This is a genomic window from Bdellovibrio bacteriovorus (assembly GCF_025558485.1).
GTDB classification, from domain to species: domain Bacteria; phylum Bdellovibrionota; class Bdellovibrionia; order Bdellovibrionales; family Bdellovibrionaceae; genus Bdellovibrio; species Bdellovibrio bacteriovorus_G.
The window spans coordinates 2295313-2312569 of sequence record NZ_CP102930.1; the positions used below are offsets into that span (position 1 = coordinate 2295313).

Annotated in this window: 15 protein-coding genes and 1 pseudogene; 7 read left to right on the plus strand and 9 right to left on the minus strand. The window is 49.4% G+C overall.

Annotation, left to right across the window (positions count from 1 at the left end):
• The first annotated feature begins 49 nt into the window (after positions 1–49).
• Positions 50–1108, plus strand: coding sequence for a hypothetical protein (locus tag EZJ49_RS11285; RefSeq protein ID WP_262552242.1), 1059 nt, complete (start codon positions 50–52; stop codon positions 1106–1108).
• On the opposite strand, the gene EZJ49_RS11290 is transcribed toward EZJ49_RS11285, so the two are convergent.
• The gene (locus EZJ49_RS11290; RefSeq protein ID WP_262552244.1) at positions 1098–1592 is read right to left on the minus strand and encodes a 6-pyruvoyl trahydropterin synthase family protein; all 495 of its coding nucleotides are present in this window, start codon (positions 1590–1592) and stop codon (positions 1098–1100) included. The two genes, EZJ49_RS11285 and EZJ49_RS11290, sit on opposite strands and share 11 nt — an antisense overlap.
• A 29-nt stretch (positions 1593–1621) precedes the next feature.
• Between EZJ49_RS11290 and queD the strand changes: the two genes are divergently transcribed.
• On the plus strand, positions 1622–1981 hold the full coding sequence (queD, locus tag EZJ49_RS11295) for a 6-carboxytetrahydropterin synthase QueD (RefSeq protein WP_262552246.1): 360 nt from the start codon (positions 1622–1624) through the stop codon (positions 1979–1981).
• 7 nt (positions 1982–1988) lie between these two features.
• On the opposite strand, the gene asd is transcribed toward queD, so the two are convergent.
• Positions 1989–2816 (minus strand): archaetidylserine decarboxylase, encoded by an 828-nt coding sequence (gene asd / locus EZJ49_RS11300; protein ID WP_262552247.1) that lies wholly within the window; start codon positions 2814–2816, stop codon positions 1989–1991.
• A 115-nt stretch (positions 2817–2931) separates the two neighbouring features.
• Between asd and EZJ49_RS11305 the strand changes: the two genes are divergently transcribed.
• The 4 genes from EZJ49_RS11305 (at position 2932) to EZJ49_RS11320 (ending at position 8294) form a co-directional block, all read left to right on the plus strand.
• Positions 2932–4476, plus strand: coding sequence for an NAD(P)/FAD-dependent oxidoreductase (locus EZJ49_RS11305; RefSeq protein WP_262552248.1), 1545 nt, complete (start codon positions 2932–2934; stop codon positions 4474–4476).
• A 170-nt stretch (positions 4477–4646) separates the two neighbouring features.
• Positions 4647–6332, plus strand: coding sequence for a hypothetical protein (locus EZJ49_RS11310; protein WP_262552249.1), 1686 nt, complete (start codon positions 4647–4649; stop codon positions 6330–6332).
• A 191-nt stretch (positions 6333–6523) separates the two neighbouring features.
• On the plus strand, positions 6524–7495 hold the full coding sequence (locus EZJ49_RS11315; RefSeq protein WP_262552250.1) for a HAMP domain-containing protein: 972 nt from the start codon (positions 6524–6526) through the stop codon (positions 7493–7495).
• Positions 7377–8294: an ATP-binding protein gene (locus EZJ49_RS11320; protein WP_262555948.1), complete on the plus strand. Its 918-nt coding sequence runs from the start codon at positions 7377–7379 to the stop codon at positions 8292–8294. Before EZJ49_RS11315 ends, EZJ49_RS11320 begins: the two co-directional genes overlap by 119 nt.
• Positions 8295–8342: 48 nt before the next feature.
• Here EZJ49_RS11320 and icmF read toward each other — a convergent pair.
• From icmF to EZJ49_RS11340, 4 genes and pseudogenes are all read right to left on the minus strand, one after another.
• Positions 8343–10988, minus strand: a pseudogene (gene icmF / locus EZJ49_RS11325) (fused isobutyryl-CoA mutase/GTPase IcmF); the annotation flags it as partial.
• Positions 10943–11869, minus strand: coding sequence for a cobalamin-dependent protein (locus tag EZJ49_RS11330; RefSeq protein ID WP_262552252.1), 927 nt, complete (start codon positions 11867–11869; stop codon positions 10943–10945). The pseudogene icmF and the gene EZJ49_RS11330, both read right to left, overlap by 46 nt.
• Before the next feature lie 5 nt (positions 11870–11874).
• A complete protein-coding gene (locus tag EZJ49_RS11335) occupies positions 11875–12672 on the minus strand; it encodes an enoyl-CoA hydratase/isomerase family protein (protein WP_262552253.1) in 798 nt (265 codons plus the stop codon).
• A gap of 21 nt (positions 12673–12693) precedes the next feature.
• Positions 12694–13554 (minus strand): 3-hydroxybutyryl-CoA dehydrogenase, encoded by an 861-nt coding sequence (locus tag EZJ49_RS11340; RefSeq protein ID WP_262552255.1) that lies wholly within the window; start codon positions 13552–13554, stop codon positions 12694–12696.
• Positions 13555–13695: 141 nt separating this feature from the next.
• Between EZJ49_RS11340 and EZJ49_RS11345 the strand changes: the two genes are divergently transcribed.
• Positions 13696–15069 (plus strand): SH3 domain-containing protein, encoded by a 1374-nt coding sequence (locus EZJ49_RS11345; protein WP_262552256.1) that lies wholly within the window; start codon positions 13696–13698, stop codon positions 15067–15069.
• Positions 15070–15084: 15 nt separating this feature from the next.
• Here EZJ49_RS11345 and EZJ49_RS11350 read toward each other — a convergent pair whose 3' ends face one another.
• From EZJ49_RS11350 to EZJ49_RS11360, 3 genes are read right to left on the minus strand one after another with little or no spacing between them, the layout of a single operon-like run.
• On the minus strand, positions 15085–15378 hold the full coding sequence (locus tag EZJ49_RS11350; RefSeq protein ID WP_262552257.1) for a DUF962 domain-containing protein: 294 nt from the start codon (positions 15376–15378) through the stop codon (positions 15085–15087).
• A gap of 10 nt (positions 15379–15388) precedes the next feature.
• Complete coding sequence (locus tag EZJ49_RS11355) at positions 15389–16126, minus strand: lysophospholipid acyltransferase family protein (RefSeq protein ID WP_262552258.1); 738 nt, start codon at positions 16124–16126, stop codon at positions 15389–15391.
• Positions 16127–16128: 2 nt separating this feature from the next.
• Positions 16129–17226 (minus strand): TIGR04552 family protein, encoded by a 1098-nt coding sequence (locus EZJ49_RS11360; protein WP_262552259.1) that lies wholly within the window; start codon positions 17224–17226, stop codon positions 16129–16131.
• Positions 17227–17257: the final 31 nt, after the last annotated feature.

A 17257-nucleotide genomic window follows, 5' to 3' on the forward strand; every position in this document is an offset into this window, starting at 1 on the left:
TTTTAGGACCTTTGGTTAAGTTCCCGCGGCCAAAGCCGATCCGAAGTCCATGGATTTTAGTATTAAGACTTCTATCAGTATTAGCAGCTTGATCCTTCTGACCCACCTTCCGGCAGCGGCCTCTCAGTTATTCTATTCGCCCGCTTTATGCCCTCCGGAAAACCTTACCATCTTTGTGACGAATAAATCCTCAGAACCGCAAAGAGTCTGGACTCAAATAAGATTCGATCAGGACATTGATGAGCTCCACCATGATCTGGACCCCAAGTCCCAGATTAAAATTCGCGGTACGGAGTTCTTGCCAACGCAAAGAGGCTTTTCTATCAAGGCCTGGGACAAAAATACCGTGCAAGTCACCAGCACTTGCTCAGATTCTTTCAGCACCCCTTTAACTGATACGACCTCCCCTGAAGTCACCCACTGGCTGCCGTCCTCTGTGCAAACTGTGAAGCTTCATATTATGAACCTTTACTTGAAGTCCAACTCAGTTCAGCTTAAGGCCTACAACCGACTGGGGGTCGCCGTGGCAGAACGCCAGGTTGAGTTGAAAAACTATTATGATACGGAAATCTTCAAATGGTCCTTGGGACAGGATGTGGCTCGCATCGAGGTCCAAGGTCAGGAACGCCTGCATTCGGTTCTAACTTATGACAATGGCACATCTGAACAAGTCAGCCCGGCTGTGGCGATGAAGCCGGTTTCTTTACCGGTGGATACTTCCAAAACTTACTTTATGGTCTCCACCCGGGATGCCCGCCCTGAAGAGGCTTTTGTGATTGCTTTGGATAAGCCCGAATTGATCGCCACGGCTCGCGAGCAGATTCGCAACCCGGCTTTGGAAAAAATCGTGGTGGCGGGAATTGAACTGGGTCATGGTGGATTTAATCGTGCCCTTCTGGCGCGTGACAAGGCTCCGTATTCCTGGTCAGTGAATCGTGTGGATGCCTTTGCAGATTTTGCCCATATCGACTGCGATGGCAGCCCTGAGCTGACCGAAGAGCGCCTGATGCAAAAACTGAATGAAGGTGGTCGCATCTGTTTCTGGCGCTATCGTGTGGTGAAGGAACTTTCTGCGGAAGAGGTTTCTTCCGGAAAACTTAAGCCTTAGTCGGTGCGATGGTGGAAGCCCCCTGCCCGCGGGTTTCCTCGACATACACACGCACGGCTTTAACCCCATACTGTTTAAATTCGGCATGGAATTCTTCTGCCAACAGACGGGAAAGCTGTTCCACGCTGGTGTTTGTCACCGGCAACAAAGTCACTTCGTTTAGCGGGAAAACATAGAACCGGTCGCGGAAAGTGACTTCCAGGGATTTCTCTGTTTTTTTGAATTTCATATCTTTTTGTTTTTCCGGCAACAGTACGATTTCATCCCACTGATCCAGACGAGCTTTGATGTATTTCTTGAAAACGTTGAAATCCAAAAAATAACCGTCAGCGTGAAGTTCGGCCTCAGACGGGGTTTTAATGTCCACTTTCACCTGGTAGTTATGACCATGCAGACGCTCGGCGTGCGTTTCGTCAAAGATCAGAAAATGTGCCGCTGAAAATTTGAAATTTTGCTTCGCCAAATGCAATGTGGTCGTGGACATAATCACCTCGGAATGACTATAGTAGTAGCATGAAATTCGAACTCAAGCAGCATTTTCAAATTGAATCCGCCCGATTCCTGCCACACCTTCCGGCAAGCCATCCCTGCTCTCGTATGCATGGACACAGCTTTAAGCTGATCCTGACATTGGTGGGTGATTTAGACCCTCAAATTGGCTGGGTGATTGATTACAATGACATTCAGGCCGTGATGAAGCCTATTCTGGAACAGATTGACCATCGTGTTTTGAATGAGGTTCCGGGTCTTGAGAATCCGACGTCGGAACTGCTGGCGAAATGGCTATTTGATAAAGCCCGTGCCGTGCTACCGACTTTGACAAAAATCACTGTGGCAGAAACACCCCTGACAGAGTGTTCCTACCCGGCGTAGTCACTTCTTAGGAAATCAGGCTGGCATTCACCCGAACTGCCGGTCCCAGATTCAGATTCTTTTCAAACTTCTGACGGAACGCTGGCGGATACAACATTACCACTGTGGAACCCATGCGGAACATACCCAGCTCAGATCCCTTATGAACAGGAATTTCCGGTGAATAGTGCTTATGCTGGAAAATATGCGGGCCTTTTTGATTTCCGCGAATTGTTTCATCAAAGCTCAAGACAATATGACCGACGTTTGTAGCTCCGACAAACACCACACCCACCGGGCCCAGGTCTGTTTGAATTTCAACCAACACACGTTCATTCACAGAAAATAAATTCGGCACATTGCTGGTGCTCCATTCATTCACCGGCCACAACTCACCCGGCATATATCTGACATCCGTGATCTGCCCGTCCACTGGCGAATGCACACGATGATAATCCGTAGGGCAAAGATAGTAGGTCATAAAGAAACCGCCAGCCCACTTTTTGGAACAATCCGGATCTTGAGTAAACTCGCTTAGTTTATAGGTATGTCCTTTGGCCTGAATCAGGGTGCCGTTGTCAATGGGGGCGGCTTGAGTGATTTTGCTGTCAGCCGGATGCACCGCCCACGAATTCCCCACAGGGCGAAGACCTGCTTTCAAACGACGCACAAAGAACTCGCCAATAGAAGGATACTCGCTATAGGCTTTTTCAGCCTCATTCAGGTCGATATTATACATCCAGGCAAAGCCACGGATAGACAGACGAGCCCATAAAGAAGGCCCCTGCCAATGCATGAAATAACCGATCCAGCGGCTGAGACGACGTTTTGGAAGAATTCTTGTAATTGCTGACATAGAAATCTTTATATCTAAGACAGACCCCTTTGTCACCAAAAGGACTTTCAAGTATGATAGTTCTCAATACACCCCCCATTTTGGTCCTTAACAGGGACCCGGAGTCCAAAGCTGCATGTCCAAGATTTTCCAAAATCTCGAAATTCCTATTGATAATGATCTTGAAGAAAAACTCCAGTGGCTGATGCCCGAACACGGGCCTTATCGTATTCTGCGCCAAAGCGTGGATGCCCGTAGATCCCATTCCCCTCACTTTGTTTATACTGTCGAAGTCGCTGAAAAAGGCGAAGCCCTGTCTTTGCCGGAATTTAAAATGGAGCGCCTTGAAAACCCCAAGGAAAAGCCCCTGATTGTGGGTACGGGCCCGGCGGGTTTATTTGCGGCCCTGCGCTTTGTTGAACGGGGTGTGCCTTGCGTGCTGTTTGAACGTGGTTCTGACAGTGGCGAGCGCATCAAGGGCATCAATCAATACTGGCGTTATGGCAAGCTGGACCCGCGCAACAATGTCTGTTTCGGTGAAGGTGGAGCAGGCCTCTATTCTGATGGCAAGCTGATCACACGTATCAAATCCCCGCACATTCCTTATGTGATGAACCGTCTGGTGCAGTTTGGCGCGCCGGAGGAAATCCAATGGCTGTCAAATCCTCATGTGGGATCGGACCGTATTCGCCGGGTGATTCCGAAACTGCGTGAATTCCTGCGCGCCAATGGTTGCGAAATTCATTTCAACACTCAGGTCACTGAAGTCTTATTGGAAGGCAAGCAAGTCGTCGGCGTGCGCACTGAGCACGGAACTGAATTCCGTTCGCCTCACGTGGTGATGGCTACGGGGCACTCGGCGGAAGACATGATCAACCACTTGCGTGATATTGGTGTCAAACTGGATGGAAAGTCTTTTGCGATGGGTCTGCGTGTGGAACATTCTCAAGCGTCCATCAACAAAATCCAATATCGTCAGTTTTCCGAGCACCCGAAACTGGGGGCCGCGAACTATAAGCTGGCTCACCACGACAACAAATCCGGCATTGGGGTTTATTCCTTCTGCATGTGTCCGGGCGGCTATGTTCTGTCTTCAGGCACTGAGGCCGACGGTATCGTGTGCAACGGAATGAGTAACTACAATCGCAATTCCCCGTTTGCCAATGCCGCGATCGTGGTCAGTATTGATCATGAAAAGAACTTCGGTGATGACGTCTTTGGTGGCATGAAAATGCGCCGTGAACTGGAAACCCGCGCTTATCAATCTGTTTTGAAGGCCGGAGGCACCCGTGAACTTCCTGCCCAGAATCTTTTGGACTTCCTGTATGGCACCAACAGCAAAACCGGCCCACGCCCTTTGCGTGCGGGGTCTTCTCCATCAGGGGCTTTGAACATCCGCTTGGATGAACTGTTGCCAAACAATATGCGCGATCGTCTGCGCGAAGGCTTTGAAAAATTCCAAAGCAGCATGAAAGGCTTTTTGGTCGAAGACGCCCAAGTGTACGGCGTGGAATCCCGCACAAGCTGTCCCGTTCGCGTGACCCGCGATGATGAAACACTGGAAAGCGTTTCCCACAAAGGTCTTTACCCCGCAGGTGAAGGCGCTGGCTACGCCGGAGGAATCACCTCCGCCGCCTGCGACGGCGTTCGCATCGCCGAAAAGATCATCGCCCAACTTTAAAAGGTGCCTGCCGCCCCCCCTCCCAGCCTTTCTGGCCACGGCGCAGCAAGAGAAAAAGGAAAAAGGTGCCTGGTGATTTTTTAGCCATTTGGCTTAAAAATCACCAGGCACCTTTTGTCTTGGCTTGGTGCTTGCAAATGTCCTTCTTCGTCAAAAATGAAGGGGGATTCATGACACTAAAACCACTAATCGGAGCCATTGTGACTCTGATGATCGGAGCTTCAACATTTGCAGCTCCGCAAGAAACCAAGCAAACCGTACTAACACGCACCACTCAATCCGGAACCACAGTAAGAGGCGAGCTTTCTGCCAACGTTTACAAACAAGAGCCCTATCAGGCCAATTACACGGAACAAGTTCCTTATCAAGCCGAAGAAACCTACTATGTCGATGTCCCTTATCAGGCTGAAGAAACTTATACTGTTGATGTCCCCTACCAAACCACTGAAACATACTACGAAAATGTTCCTTACACGGAACGTGTAGCTTACACAGACTACGAGGAATACTGGGATACTGAATATCAATGCCGCAACGTCACCAAATATCGTCAGGAATGTTCCAACGAACGCCTGTGCGAACCCGGTGGACGCACCTGTCAGCCCATCACTGAGTGCGGCACCAATGCCCACGGAGAGCGTATCTGTAAAACACGTAACGAGTGCACCGAAGGTCCTCGCGTCTGCCGTGACGTTCCTCAATGCCGTCAGGTTCCCTACACTGATCGTGAGTGCAGCAACGAACGCGTTCGCAAAACCCGTCCTGTAACCCGCTACCGTGACGAAACCCATTACAGACAGGAACTGCGCACTCGCACTGTGACTAAATACCGTCAAGAGACCAGAACTCGCACCGTGACCAAACACCGTTCCGAAGCACGCACACGCACTGTCACAAAATACCGTGAAGAAACACGTTGCTGCGTAACTAAATACAGAGACGTGTTCGATCACCAGTACACTCAACCAGTGTCTGTGATCTTCCCGCAAGAAGCGGCATTGTTGGCTGGTGAAACTGAACAGATCAAACTGGTTCTGGGCGGCACGGAAGCAAAACCTGAAGTACAATTGACCATCCAGTCTGAAATCTTCACTTATGTTGTTGCAGAGTCCAAACAAGAAGGCCGTGAAAAAGTCTTCGTGGTCAAGACAACTCCGAAGTGGAACGACAGCAACGCAGGAACTGCCACAGTGACAGGTCTGAAACTTCAGTTCACTAAAGGACAAGGTCAAATCACTTTCAAAGAATCCATCGGTGCGGCACGCGTGACATCTGTTTACACAGTGGTTATCCGTGATCAACAAAGTCAGGCCGTGGTCTTTGAACAACGTGCGGAAAACACCGCCGCTAAGATCGTGACGATTGCGACTCCGGGCCTGGCTCGTGAAGGTCAGTACAGCATCCAGTTGCGTGTGGAACGTCATGGTGCCAACGTGGCTTCCGGAGCTTTGAGCTTCGAACAAACCGCTCTTTATGAAAAGAAAGACCTGGACCAGGACGAAATTCAGAACCTGAAAAATGCGTCTCAGGTGCAGATCCTGCGCATCGAAGGCACAGGGGCTGAGCGCGTGGTGATCATTCGCGACCAGACTCCGGCGATGGAAGAGGTTCAATCCCAGTACAAACTGGTTGTTTGGAAAAAACTGTCCAATGGCAAGATTGAATGGTTGGGAGAAAAGAACTTCACTCGTGAAACCATCACTTTGGCGGGAGATGAACTGGGTATCGCTCTGAAAGCGATCAACCTGAACCCATCTTCTTCCACAAAACTGTACATGGACCTTGTGGTTCGTCGTGACAGCGCTCAGTACCTGGGCGGCCAAAAAGTTCAGTTTATCGTGAATAAAACCTTCTAACGGTCCTGAAGGTTACGGCCCCGCTTCTCCACCTATGGAAGCGGGGCCGTTTTTATTTCTGAAACACCCTCTCATTATGAGACTTTCACCGAAGGTCCGGGCATTTCCACAAAGCCTCAACAATTCTGGCTTTAAATTTATGATGAGTGGAATGAATTTTTGTCCGATACTACCTTGAAGGTGCTTCAGCCATGAATAAAAAAGCTCTCATCAAGATTTCCCTTTTCAGCCTTACCATTGCTCTGGCGTTGAGTGCGGTTTCGCTTTTGTTCATGCATCGCTTTATGTCCATTCAAGGCGCCCGCTTCCGCGATGATTTCCTGCGCTTTTACGCGCAATCTTTGGAACAACGCCTGCAAGGTCTTTCGCTGGACGAGATCAAAAAACAAAAAGATATTCTGCGCCGGGACCGCGACTTCCGCCCTCCTATGCCTCCGCCGGGAGCCATGATGGGACCTCCACCCATGCCGCGCCCTCCCCACGAAGAGCCACGTCACCGTGACTTCCCGAAAGGACCACCACCTGACGGTTTCCGCCCACCACCACCTATGGATTTTGAAACCTGGATCGTGGATGAAAACGGCGAGATCCTGATCGCTAAACGCATTCCTGCGCTACCTATCCCGTGGAATCAACTGCCTCATCCAAAGGTCAGCAAGCAAGTTGTCAGCGTTGAAAATTTCTTCCGTCTGGGCACGGTTTATATGATCTTAAAGCTCGACACGGAAAGCCCGACATATCTGGTGGTTAAAGAGCCGCCCCGCCCGATTCTGGGGGGATTGATTCTGACTCAAGCCCTTTTGACTGCTTCGATGATTGTCATTGCCTTGATTCTGGCGATGGCGTCTTTGTTCTTCTATATGCGCAAAAAGTCTGTCGAAGCACGCTCGGTCCTGCGTCGTCTGGAAGAGGGTGATCTGAAGGCCCGCTTTGAAATTCACCGTCTGGACGAGTTCGGTGAGCTGATGCTGGACTTCAACCGCATGGCCGAAGAGATCGAAAAACTGGTCAGCCGCATTCACGCGACCGAAAGAACCCGCAATGATTGTCATTGCCTTGATTCTGGCGATGGCGTCTTTGTTCTTCTATATGCGCAAAAAGTCCGTCGAAGCACGCTCTGTCCTGCGTCGCTTGGAAGAAGGCGACCTAAAGGCCCGCTTTGAAATTCACCGTCTGGATGAATTCGGTGAACTGATGCTGGACTTCAACCGCATGGCCGAAGAGATCGAAAAACTGGTCAGCCGCATTCACGCGACCGAAAGAACCCGCAAACAGTTGTTGCAGGAAATGGGACATGATCTGCGCACACCGCTGACCAGCCTGAAAACCTCTTTTGAAACCTTGCAGATTCACTACAACCGCATCTCTGAATCCGAACGCAATGAGCTTTTCAATGTTCTGGTGCGCGAAATTGATTACTTCAAAGATCTGATCGAACAATTGATGACGATTGCCTCATTGGATGAACCACACTTTAAAGCCAGCACCGAAAAAATTCAGGTGCAGGATATTCTGTCACAGGAAGTGCACTATCGCCAAAGCAACCAGAACCATTTACGATGGAGCTTTAACAGCTCCGCCCCCGATTCTGCCGTGGTCCTCGGAGACAGTCATTTGATTTTAAGACTGATTCGCAATGGTCTGGACAATGCCGCCCGCTACGCTCAGGCACAGGTAGAGATCAACATTCGACAAAAAGAAAATGATTTGATCATTGAGATCAACGACGACGGAAGCGGAGCCGATGCGGAGTCCTTAAAGTCCTTCGGCCAGCGCCGCGAATTCCGGGGCCGAAAAATCACCAAAGACGGTCACTTCTCATTGGGCTTGGGCTCCGTAATTATGAAAGCCATCGCCGAACTTCACAACGGCAGCGTCGCCTTGGAAAATATCCAAGCAGCCGAAAAAACAAAGGGAGCCCGACTCACCATCAGACTCCCCATCTCTTCTCAAACTACCTAACGCACTATTGCCAGAAAAAACAACCAGGCACCTTTTGAAGCTACCGACCTACAAGTTGCGGCGGTATTGGCCTCCGACCTCATATAAGGCCTGAGTCATTTGGTACAAGCTGCAATGTCTTGCTGCTGTCATCAGGGCTGCGAAGATGTTGCCACCGTTTAGAACTGTGTTCTTCAGGTTCTGCAATTCTTTTTCACCTTGAGTGGCGTGGCTGTCCTGGAACTTGTGAACATTGTCCAATTGGGCGTTCTTTTCTTCGTAAGATGCACGCGCCAGCTCGATTTTTGGTGGCACATAGTCGGCCGCCATTGTTTTTGGATCAATGAACGTGTTCACGCCGATAATCGGCAAAGTGCCGTCGTGTTTAAGTCTTTCATAGTACAAAGACTCTTCCTGAATTTTAGAGCGCTGATATTGAGTCTCCATCGCACCCAGAACACCACCACGTTCGTTGATCTTTTTGAATTCATTCAAGACCGCTTCTTCCACCAGATCGGTCAGCTCTTCAATGAAGAAGGAACCCTGCATAGGGTTTTCATTCATGGTCATGCCGAACTCGCGGTTGATGATCAACTGAATCGCCATCGCACGACGAACGGATTCCTCTGTCGGCGTGGTGATCGCTTCATCGTATGCATTGGTATGCAAGCTGTTGCAGTTGTCATAAAGAGCAATCAAAGCCTGCAATGTCGTTCGGATGTCGTTAAAGTCGATTTCCTGCGCATGCAGGGAACGCCCGGACGTTTGAATGTGGTACTTCAACTTCTGAGAACGATCATTGCCTTTGTAAAGATCGCGCATCGCCACCGCCCAAATACGGCGGGCCACACGACCCAGAACAGAGTATTCCGGGTCCAGACCATTACTGAAGAAGAACGACAGGTTCGGAGCAAAATCATCCACTTTCAAACCACGCGCCAGATAATACTCAACAAACGTGAAACCATTGGATAGCGTGAACGCCAGTTGAGAGATCGGGTTCGCACCCGCCTCTGCGATGTGGTAGCCCGAGATACTGACAGAATAGAAGTTACGGATTTTACTTTTAACAAAGTATTCCTGAATATCGCCCATCATCTTCAAAGCGAAGTTAATAGAGAAAATACAAGTATTCTGACCCTGGTCTTCTTTCAGGATGTCAGCCTGAACGGTTCCGCGCACCTGCTGCAAAGTCCAAACCGCCAAATCAGTCCATTCATCCTGGGTCAGTTTGCGTCCCAGTTCTTTTTCTTTCTTTTCAACCTGCTGGTCCACAGCAGTGTTGAAATAGAACGCCAGAATCATTGGCGCCGGACCATTGATAGTCATACTGACAGAGGTATTTGGATTGATCAGATCAAAGCCTGCGTAGAGCTTTTTCATATCATCCAAAGTACAGATGCTCACGCCGGATTCACCCACTTTACCGAAGATGTCCGGACGCTGATCAGGGTCCTGACCGTACAATGTTACAGAGTCAAACGCTGTGGAAAGACGATGAGCTGTCTCACCCTTTGTAAGATAATGGAAACGACGATTGGTTCTTTCCGGCGTGCCTTCACCCGCAAACATACGCTTTGGATCTTCATCGGCACGTTTTAACTGGAACACCCCGGCTGTATAAGGGAACTCCCCCGGCACGTTTTCAAGTTTCAAATAACGGAAGCGATCGCCCCAGTCTTTGAATTTTGGAACCACCACACGGCGGATCTTAGTTCCAGACAAAGATTCACGCACCAACGGCTGGCGAAGTTCCTTATCACGAACCTTAAACACCAACTCGTCCCCGGAATAGGTTTCAATCAAACCGTCAAAGTTTTTAAGCTGATCGATTTCTTCCTGAGTAAAGTCCGCAGACAAATCCGTCTCGACTTTTTTCACGGTTTCAGGCGTGGCACCCAGCAAAGGAGCAATTTTTTGCAAACCACCCAACTGGGATGCTTTTTCCGCCAATGTTTCCGTGCGTTTTTTATATTTATGAATTGTGGAGGTGATTTCCGCCAGATAGTTCTGACGATCTGCCGGAATGATCACATGTTCTTCCGCAGACAGGATGTTTTCCTTGTATTTGCTGTCGATGACCCACTGGCCCGGTTGTTTTTCGTTTAAGGCATCAGCCAGCTTAAAGAACAACTTATTCACGCCGCCATCATTGAACTGAGACGCCTGAGTCAGGAACACCGGCACCTGGACTTTTTCATCAAAGATTTTGCGCGAGCGTTTATATTGCTTCGTCACATCACGAAGAGCATCCAAAGCCCCGCGACGGTCGGCTTTATTCACCGCCACCAGATCTGCAAAGTCGATCATGTCGATTTTTTCAAGCTGAGACTGCGCCCCGAAATCAGACGTCATCACGTACATGGACATATCACTGACTTCCGTGATCGCCATATTACCCTGACCGATACCGGAGGTTTCTGCAATGATGAAATCAAAATCCAACTGACGGATGAATTTTAAAATATCCGGCAATGAAGAGGCAATTTCCCTTCCAGAACCACGGGAAGCGACCGAGCGCATGTAAACGTGGTTGCGGGACAAAGAGTTCATACGAATACGGTCGCCCAACAGGGAGCCACCCGTTTTGCGCTTGGACGGATCCACGCACACCACGGCGATCTTCTTGTTCGGATAGGCATTCAGATAGCGCTGAACCATTTCATCGATCAAAGAGGACTTCCCTGCGCCACCTGTTCCGGTGATCCCCAGAACCAGCAATTGGTGTGAGAAGCCAGACTCGGAAAGGTATGAACCGGCAGTGATGAGGCAATTTCACGTCCTGAACCACGGGAAGCGACAGAGCGCATGTAAACGTGGTTGCGGGACAAAGAGTTCATGCGAATACGGTCCCCCAGCAAAGACCCACCCGTTTTGCGCTTGGAAGGGTCCACACACACCACGGCGATTTTTTTATCAGGGTACGCATTCAGATACCGCTGAACCATTTCGTCGATCAAAGAGGACTTCCCGGCCCCCCCTGTTCCAGTGATACCCAGAACCAAAGGCTTTCGGTCTTTGGCTTTGAAAGATTCAAGGCCAAAATTATTCAGGGAATAATCACCGTGACCATTTTCAATAGCCGTCAGCGCCACACCCAGCTCCACAGAAGGAACCGTGTCGCCTTTGAAAATATTCTTTTTGGTTTTAAATTCTTTTTGTTTGGCCAGAAGGTCGAAGTCACAACCTTCAACGATCATCTGGATCATGCCTTCCAGACCCAAACGACGACCGTCGTCCGGGTGGAAGATTTGAGCGATGCCATAGGCTTCAAGCTCTTTTTTCTCGTCATGGACGATCACACCGCCGCCACCGCCGTAAATACGAACGTAACCAGCCCCTGCTTCATCCAGAAGGTCCTTCATGTATTTGAAGTACTCCATGTGGCCCCCTTGATAGGAGCTGATGCAGACGCCCTGAGCGCCTTCCTGCAAGACGGCTTTGACGACATCACTCACCGAGCGGTTGTGGCCCAAGTGTATGACTTCTGCGCCCAAATCCTGAAGGATTCTGCGCATAATGTTGATACTAGCGTCGTGGCCGTCAAACAAAGCGGCAGCAGTTACGATACGGATCGGATTCTTCGGTGTGTACATTTAGATTATCGACCTTTAAATTCAGCTTTACGTTTCTCGATGAAGGCAGCAGTGCCTTCTTTAACATCTTCAGAAGAGAACAACTCTGCAAAGATTCTTGCTTCGTTTTTCTGTGCTTCTTCAACGTCCATGTCCCACGCCTGATTGATAGAGAACTTCGCAGACCCCACCGCAATCGGCGCTTTCGACAAAATAGCTTCCACAGTTTTTATCACTGTGTTCATCAGTTCAGCTTGAGGAACAACTTTATTTACCAGACCCAGAGTCTGAGCTTCCGCTGCGGTGATCATACCACCTGTGTAAGTCAATTCGCGAGCACGACGCTGACCGATGGCACGAGCCATGCGCACAGTTCCGCCAAAGCCCGGGATTAATCCCAGAGACACTTCCGGCAAACCAAATTTGGCATTTTCAGAGGCATAGATAAAATCACAACCCAACGCCAGTTCACAGCCGCCCCCCAGAGCAAAACCGTTTACCGCTGCGATCACCGGAATTTTCAACAAAGTCAGTTCGTGGAAAATGCTTTGGCCACGTTCTGCAAAGATTTGAGCTTTTTCTTCATCCAGTGCATTGATTTCTTTGATATCCGCACCCGCCACGAAAGCTTTTTCACCAGATCCGGTAATAATCAGCGCACGCGCATCGGAATAATCCATTTCACCGATTTGACGAAGGGCTTCGCCCATTTCGTTCAAAACTGTGGAGTTCAGGGCATTCAGCGCCTCGGGGCGATGAATCGTCAGCAGCCAGACGGCATGACTTTTTTGTTCAAGTTTAATTGTGCTAAAGGAAAAATCCATCTTCAGTGTCCTGTCTAAAAATTACTTTGCAGCATAGTCGTAGAAACCACGACCTGTCTTACGGCCCAACCAACCGGCTTCAACGTACTTCACCAGCAAAGGGCATGGACGATATTTGGAATCACCCAGGCCGTCGTGCAACACGTTCATGATTGCAAGACACGTGTCCAACCCAATGAAGTCCGCCAAAGTCAAAGGACCCATAGGTTGATTTGTTCCCAGCTTCATGGCGTTGTCGATCGCCTCAACAGAAGCAATGCCTTCATGAAGTGTGTAAACAGCTTCGTTGATCATGGGCATCAGGATGCGGTTGACGATAAAGCCCGGCATGTCTTTCACGGACTCCACGAAAACCTTGTCCATTTTTTCCGCCAGGGCTTTTACCGTTTTGAAGGTTTCATCAGAAGTTTGCAAACCACGGATACCTTCCACCAGCTTCATCAATGGAACCGGGTTCATAAAGTGCATGCCCGCCACTTTTGTCGGACGTTTTGTCACGCCTGCAATTTTTGTGATGGAGATGGAGGATGTGTTAGACACCAGCAACGCTTCCGGTTTTACAGTTGCATCCAGATCTTTGAAGATTTTAAGTTTCAAATCAATGTTTTCTGTCGCCGCTTCGATCACGATATCGCAATCCTTAAGGCCAGCAGTTTCCTGCGCAGTTTTAATGCGTCCCAAAAGAGTTGCCTTGTCAGCTTCAGTCATCGCATTTTTTTTGATCAAACGATCACAGCTGCCAGAGATCGTCGCCATGCCTTTTTCCAAAGCAGCACCACTGACGTCCATCATAACAACGTTGAAACCAAACTGAGCCGCAACCTGAGCAATCCCGTTACCCATTTGCCCGGCACCAACAACACCAATAGATTTAATCTCCATAAAAACCTCACTCTGCGTTATAAAAACAAAAACCAACCCCGAATTCGTACTTTACTTTGGTCGAGAGGTCAAAACTTCTAAAACTAGCCCGCGAAACTTCTGGCCTTGAGAGCATCTCCCCGCACCCCTCACAATAGAGGAATGCGTTCAGTCTTAAGCCTGTCCCTGTCGATTTTTTTTGCCTCTTCCAGCACTTTTGCGGCTTTAGCCACGGACGCCACGTCTGCTGTGTCTTTTTATCGCAATAAAAACAGCGCCTTTCCCTCTGGCCAGGTGAGTCGAAGCTCTCTGGAGAAGTCCCTGGTTCGCTCGGAAATGGATGCCTCTTTTAAAGTTGCCTGGGACCACAAAGAATACACCATGGCGGGGGACCGTATTCTGCGCGACATTCAAGTGGCTCGCCTGGTCGATACGCGCTACCCGATCAATCTTTTAAGCCTGAACCGCAGTGATGCCTCTATCGTCAAAGGTGTGCCCGGAAAATACACACTGGAAATTCTGGAATGTGACGACTACTGGGCCCGCGTTCGCGACAAGAAAACCAATTCTGAAGGCTGGGTGGCTTTGCAGCACCTGAACTCCCGTCATGATGACTCCGGAGTTTACGTAAATCTGATCGACACCTACATCCGTTCTCAGCCCTCCAGTGACAGCAAAGTTCTGACGACTTTGCCGCGTTTGCAGCGAGTGATTCCACTGGTTGCTAACGATGGCTTTCTGCGCATTCGCTACAAAAATCATGTCGGCTATGTCGATATCACACATTTTGTGAACCGCGCTGACTTTGCGACACTGGCCTACCATCCCAAGAAAAACTGGATCACCGTTGCCTTCCGCAACAACAACAAAGTGCTGACTAAAAAAGGTGAAAATGTTCCGATGAATGAAGTCCTGGGTTACGTCACCAGCCCTTTACGCGGCATTGTCGTTCGCCCTGATTCTGCATCTTACGGCCCGCCTTTGCGTGCACGCGTGGAAATCCAAAAGCCTGAAGCCCACATTTGGGGCATCAGCCGCGTGGACGGTCACGGCGAAGTGTGGTGGAAAAAAACAGATCTGCTATTGCCTGTGGCAAAGACCGAAAGCGTGTCAAACATCCTGACTGACACACTTTTAAAGCGGGAAATCTATTCGATCGCCTTTGAAAGCAAAACGTCCGTGCGCGGACTTGTTTCCTCTGAAGGGGTTTATCGCACCGACGACGGTTTAACCTGGACAGCCATCCCACAGTTTGGAAAACAGAACTACCCCGTTAGCATTCATCCCAGCGGTGTGTGGTTCGTGGGGTCTTTCAAAAGCATCAATCAGGGCAAAAGCTTTGAACCCTTCATCCGCTGGGACAAGCTGGCGCAGGCCATTGAATCGGCTTATCACAAAAACCCAAAAATTCTGCGCCTGACGCAGATTGAATCTTTACCTAATTCCCAAATTCAGATTCAGGTGGACACCGGAAGTTCGCGCGTAAAACTGCGCAGTTCGTTGGAAGGAAACACCTGGAACGTCGTTCGCAACTAAGCTCTTAAACAGAGCTTAGTTCCACAACTTCCCGGCACACATTTGATAGAACATTTTAAAGTCCCCGCGCAAAGACCACAGGGGATGCTTGAACGTCGCCGGACGGTTTTTTTCGATGATAAAATGTCCCACCCAAGCAAAGCCATAGCCGATCACCGGCAAAGTCCACAACCATACCCACTGCTGCGTCAGTACGGCTGCAATCAACACCGCATGCACCAGAAACGTCCCGACAAAATGCAGACGACGGTTTAACGGATGGGAATGCTCCTGAAGGTAAAAAGGCCAGAACTCTGCAAAGCTTTTCATCAAAGACCTCTTAGAAGTTATCCATCGCAAAATAGGGTTCCATGACTTTACGAACCTTGTCCTGCAGAACCGGACGCTCATCCAAAGTGTATCCTAACGGACTGATTGGAGGCAAAACCTCCAAAGTGATCGTGCGACTCCACACGCCCCAATTCGGCAGGAATGAACCTTTGGGCATAATCGCCGCCGCACCTTTGACGATGACAGGCACAATCGGCGCCTTGGCGTTAATGGCAAAGATAAAAGGACCCGACTTGAAAGAGCCCAGGGTTTCCGATTCCTGACGAGTGCCCTCTGGCGCCAGTGCAAAACGCTCCCCGGCACGAATACGGGCCTCTGCCGCCTGATAAACCTTAAAGACCTCATCACGGCGATTGCGTGCAATAGGCAAAATCCCCGCGCGTCTCATCCCCGCTCCAAAAACAGGAATTTTGAAAAGTTCAATTTTGGCTCCGAAACGGAAGCTGCCCAACCAGCCGTTCATGGCGAAAATATCAAAAAAACTGGTGTGATTAAAGACGTACAGAAAACCGCCTTCCGGGCGATTTTCCAGGCCCTTCACCACAACTTTCACACCAAACATACGACAGCAGTTGCGAGTCCAGAATTCCACAATGTGATCTTCCAGCTTGCGGTTATTAAAAAGAATGTTGGCAAGCACCAGCGATCCGGCACAAAACACTGTGTGGATAGGCAGCAGAACCACGCCGATCAGTGAACGAGGATAAGATAACAGCTTTAAAAACATATTCAGCTCGGGTCCGGGAAAAGACGTTTGCGGGCCGCCGTGCGCTGACGCTCTTTATAGGCCTGATGTTCAGAAGGCCCGGATAAAATGCGCTCATGGGCGGCGTGATCCATAATCTGCACCTCAAATGGGTAGAAGAAACTAAAGGCTTCTTTCCCCCCTTGCGGTTTGATATGAATCAACTTACGGGAAATAAATTTGATAAAACGATAGTCCTCACCCGAAAAGAAATTTTCCTTGCGCAGGAACTTCACATTGTCACCCTCTTCCTGAAGCTTCAGGTCAAAGGCCTCCTGGATGCTTTTTTCATCCAGTGTATCCAGACGATGCGACAGATCGTCACACACTTTCATAAACAGACTGACCGGATACAAGTTATTGGAACTCTGATCCGGCATGATGTGCGGGAAACTGATCACATCTTCTTTGATCAGAAAACGCACCACTTGGAAGGTGTCAAACAGGTTGCGGGTCACGAAACGCACGCCCAGCTTGTCGAAAATCTTCATCGCCAAAGCATCGGGTTTTGCCAAAAGTTTGATCACCGTGCTGGAAGAGGTTTTAAACGGCTTTACTTCAAACCCCAAAAGCTCGATTGGATCAAGGTGGTCGGCCGGGCTTTTCAGGAATGTGCGGTGGGTATTCCCGTCATGCAGGATACAATCCTGAAACGGTGTCAGGATCTGAGACTGAATTTCCTCGGCAAAAGAACTGAACAGATCATTTTCCGCATGAACAAAAACGTGCATGCAACGAATGATCGCACAGGCCCAGCGTTGCAGGTTTTGTTCATCAGGATTCTGTGAGCTGGCGTAGATCAGCAACTGGCGGATGTCGCCCAGTTGTTTGTAATCACGAAAGACCTCGGGAAGCTCTGCTTCCTGAAAACCCAGTTTTTCCAGCATCAGAACCAAAGCACGGCGATGGTAATACCATAGCTTTTCCACGTCTTCTTCGCGGGTCAAATCAAAGCCATAACTAAGCAAAAAGGAACTGGCAGCCTCAAGAGAATGAATATTCAGCTTCGGAATATCAATGGCTGAATGTCCTCCGACAACGGAGTCCAGTATGGATGAATCAAAAATGAAACGTTGAGGCATACCCCCTATCTTAAACTCGACAGGGGGCGAG

Excerpts from the sequence above, each read along its gene's own strand:
- EZJ49_RS11305 (WP_262552248.1), top strand. The coding sequence starts at position 2,932 with ATGTCCAAGATTTTCCAAAATCTCGAAATTCCTATTGATAATGATCTT.
- EZJ49_RS11360 (WP_262552259.1), bottom strand. The coding sequence starts at position 17,226 with ATGCCTCAACGTTTCATTTTTGATTCATCCATACTGGACTCCGTTGTC.
- EZJ49_RS11315 (WP_262552250.1), top strand. The coding sequence starts at position 6,524 with ATGAATAAAAAAGCTCTCATCAAGATTTCCCTTTTCAGCCTTACCATT.
- EZJ49_RS11310 (WP_262552249.1), top strand. The coding sequence starts at position 4,647 with ATGACACTAAAACCACTAATCGGAGCCATTGTGACTCTGATGATCGGA.
- EZJ49_RS11285 (WP_262552242.1), top strand. The coding sequence starts at position 50 with ATGGATTTTAGTATTAAGACTTCTATCAGTATTAGCAGCTTGATCCTT.
- EZJ49_RS11335 (WP_262552253.1), bottom strand. The coding sequence starts at position 12,672 with ATGGATTTTTCCTTTAGCACAATTAAACTTGAACAAAAAAGTCATGCC.
- EZJ49_RS11350 (WP_262552257.1), bottom strand. The coding sequence starts at position 15,378 with ATGAAAAGCTTTGCAGAGTTCTGGCCTTTTTACCTTCAGGAGCATTCC.
- queD (WP_262552246.1), top strand. The coding sequence starts at position 1,622 with ATGAAATTCGAACTCAAGCAGCATTTTCAAATTGAATCCGCCCGATTC.
- EZJ49_RS11290 (WP_262552244.1), bottom strand. The coding sequence starts at position 1,592 with ATGTCCACGACCACATTGCATTTGGCGAAGCAAAATTTCAAATTTTCA.
- EZJ49_RS11340 (WP_262552255.1), bottom strand. The coding sequence starts at position 13,554 with ATGGAGATTAAATCTATTGGTGTTGTTGGTGCCGGGCAAATGGGTAAC.
- EZJ49_RS11355 (WP_262552258.1), bottom strand. The coding sequence starts at position 16,126 with ATGTTTTTAAAGCTGTTATCTTATCCTCGTTCACTGATCGGCGTGGTT.
- EZJ49_RS11330 (WP_262552252.1), bottom strand. The coding sequence starts at position 11,869 with ATGTACACACCGAAGAATCCGATCCGTATCGTAACTGCTGCCGCTTTG.
- asd (WP_262552247.1), bottom strand. The coding sequence starts at position 2,816 with ATGTCAGCAATTACAAGAATTCTTCCAAAACGTCGTCTCAGCCGCTGG.
- EZJ49_RS11345 (WP_262552256.1), top strand. The coding sequence starts at position 13,696 with ATGCGTTCAGTCTTAAGCCTGTCCCTGTCGATTTTTTTTGCCTCTTCC.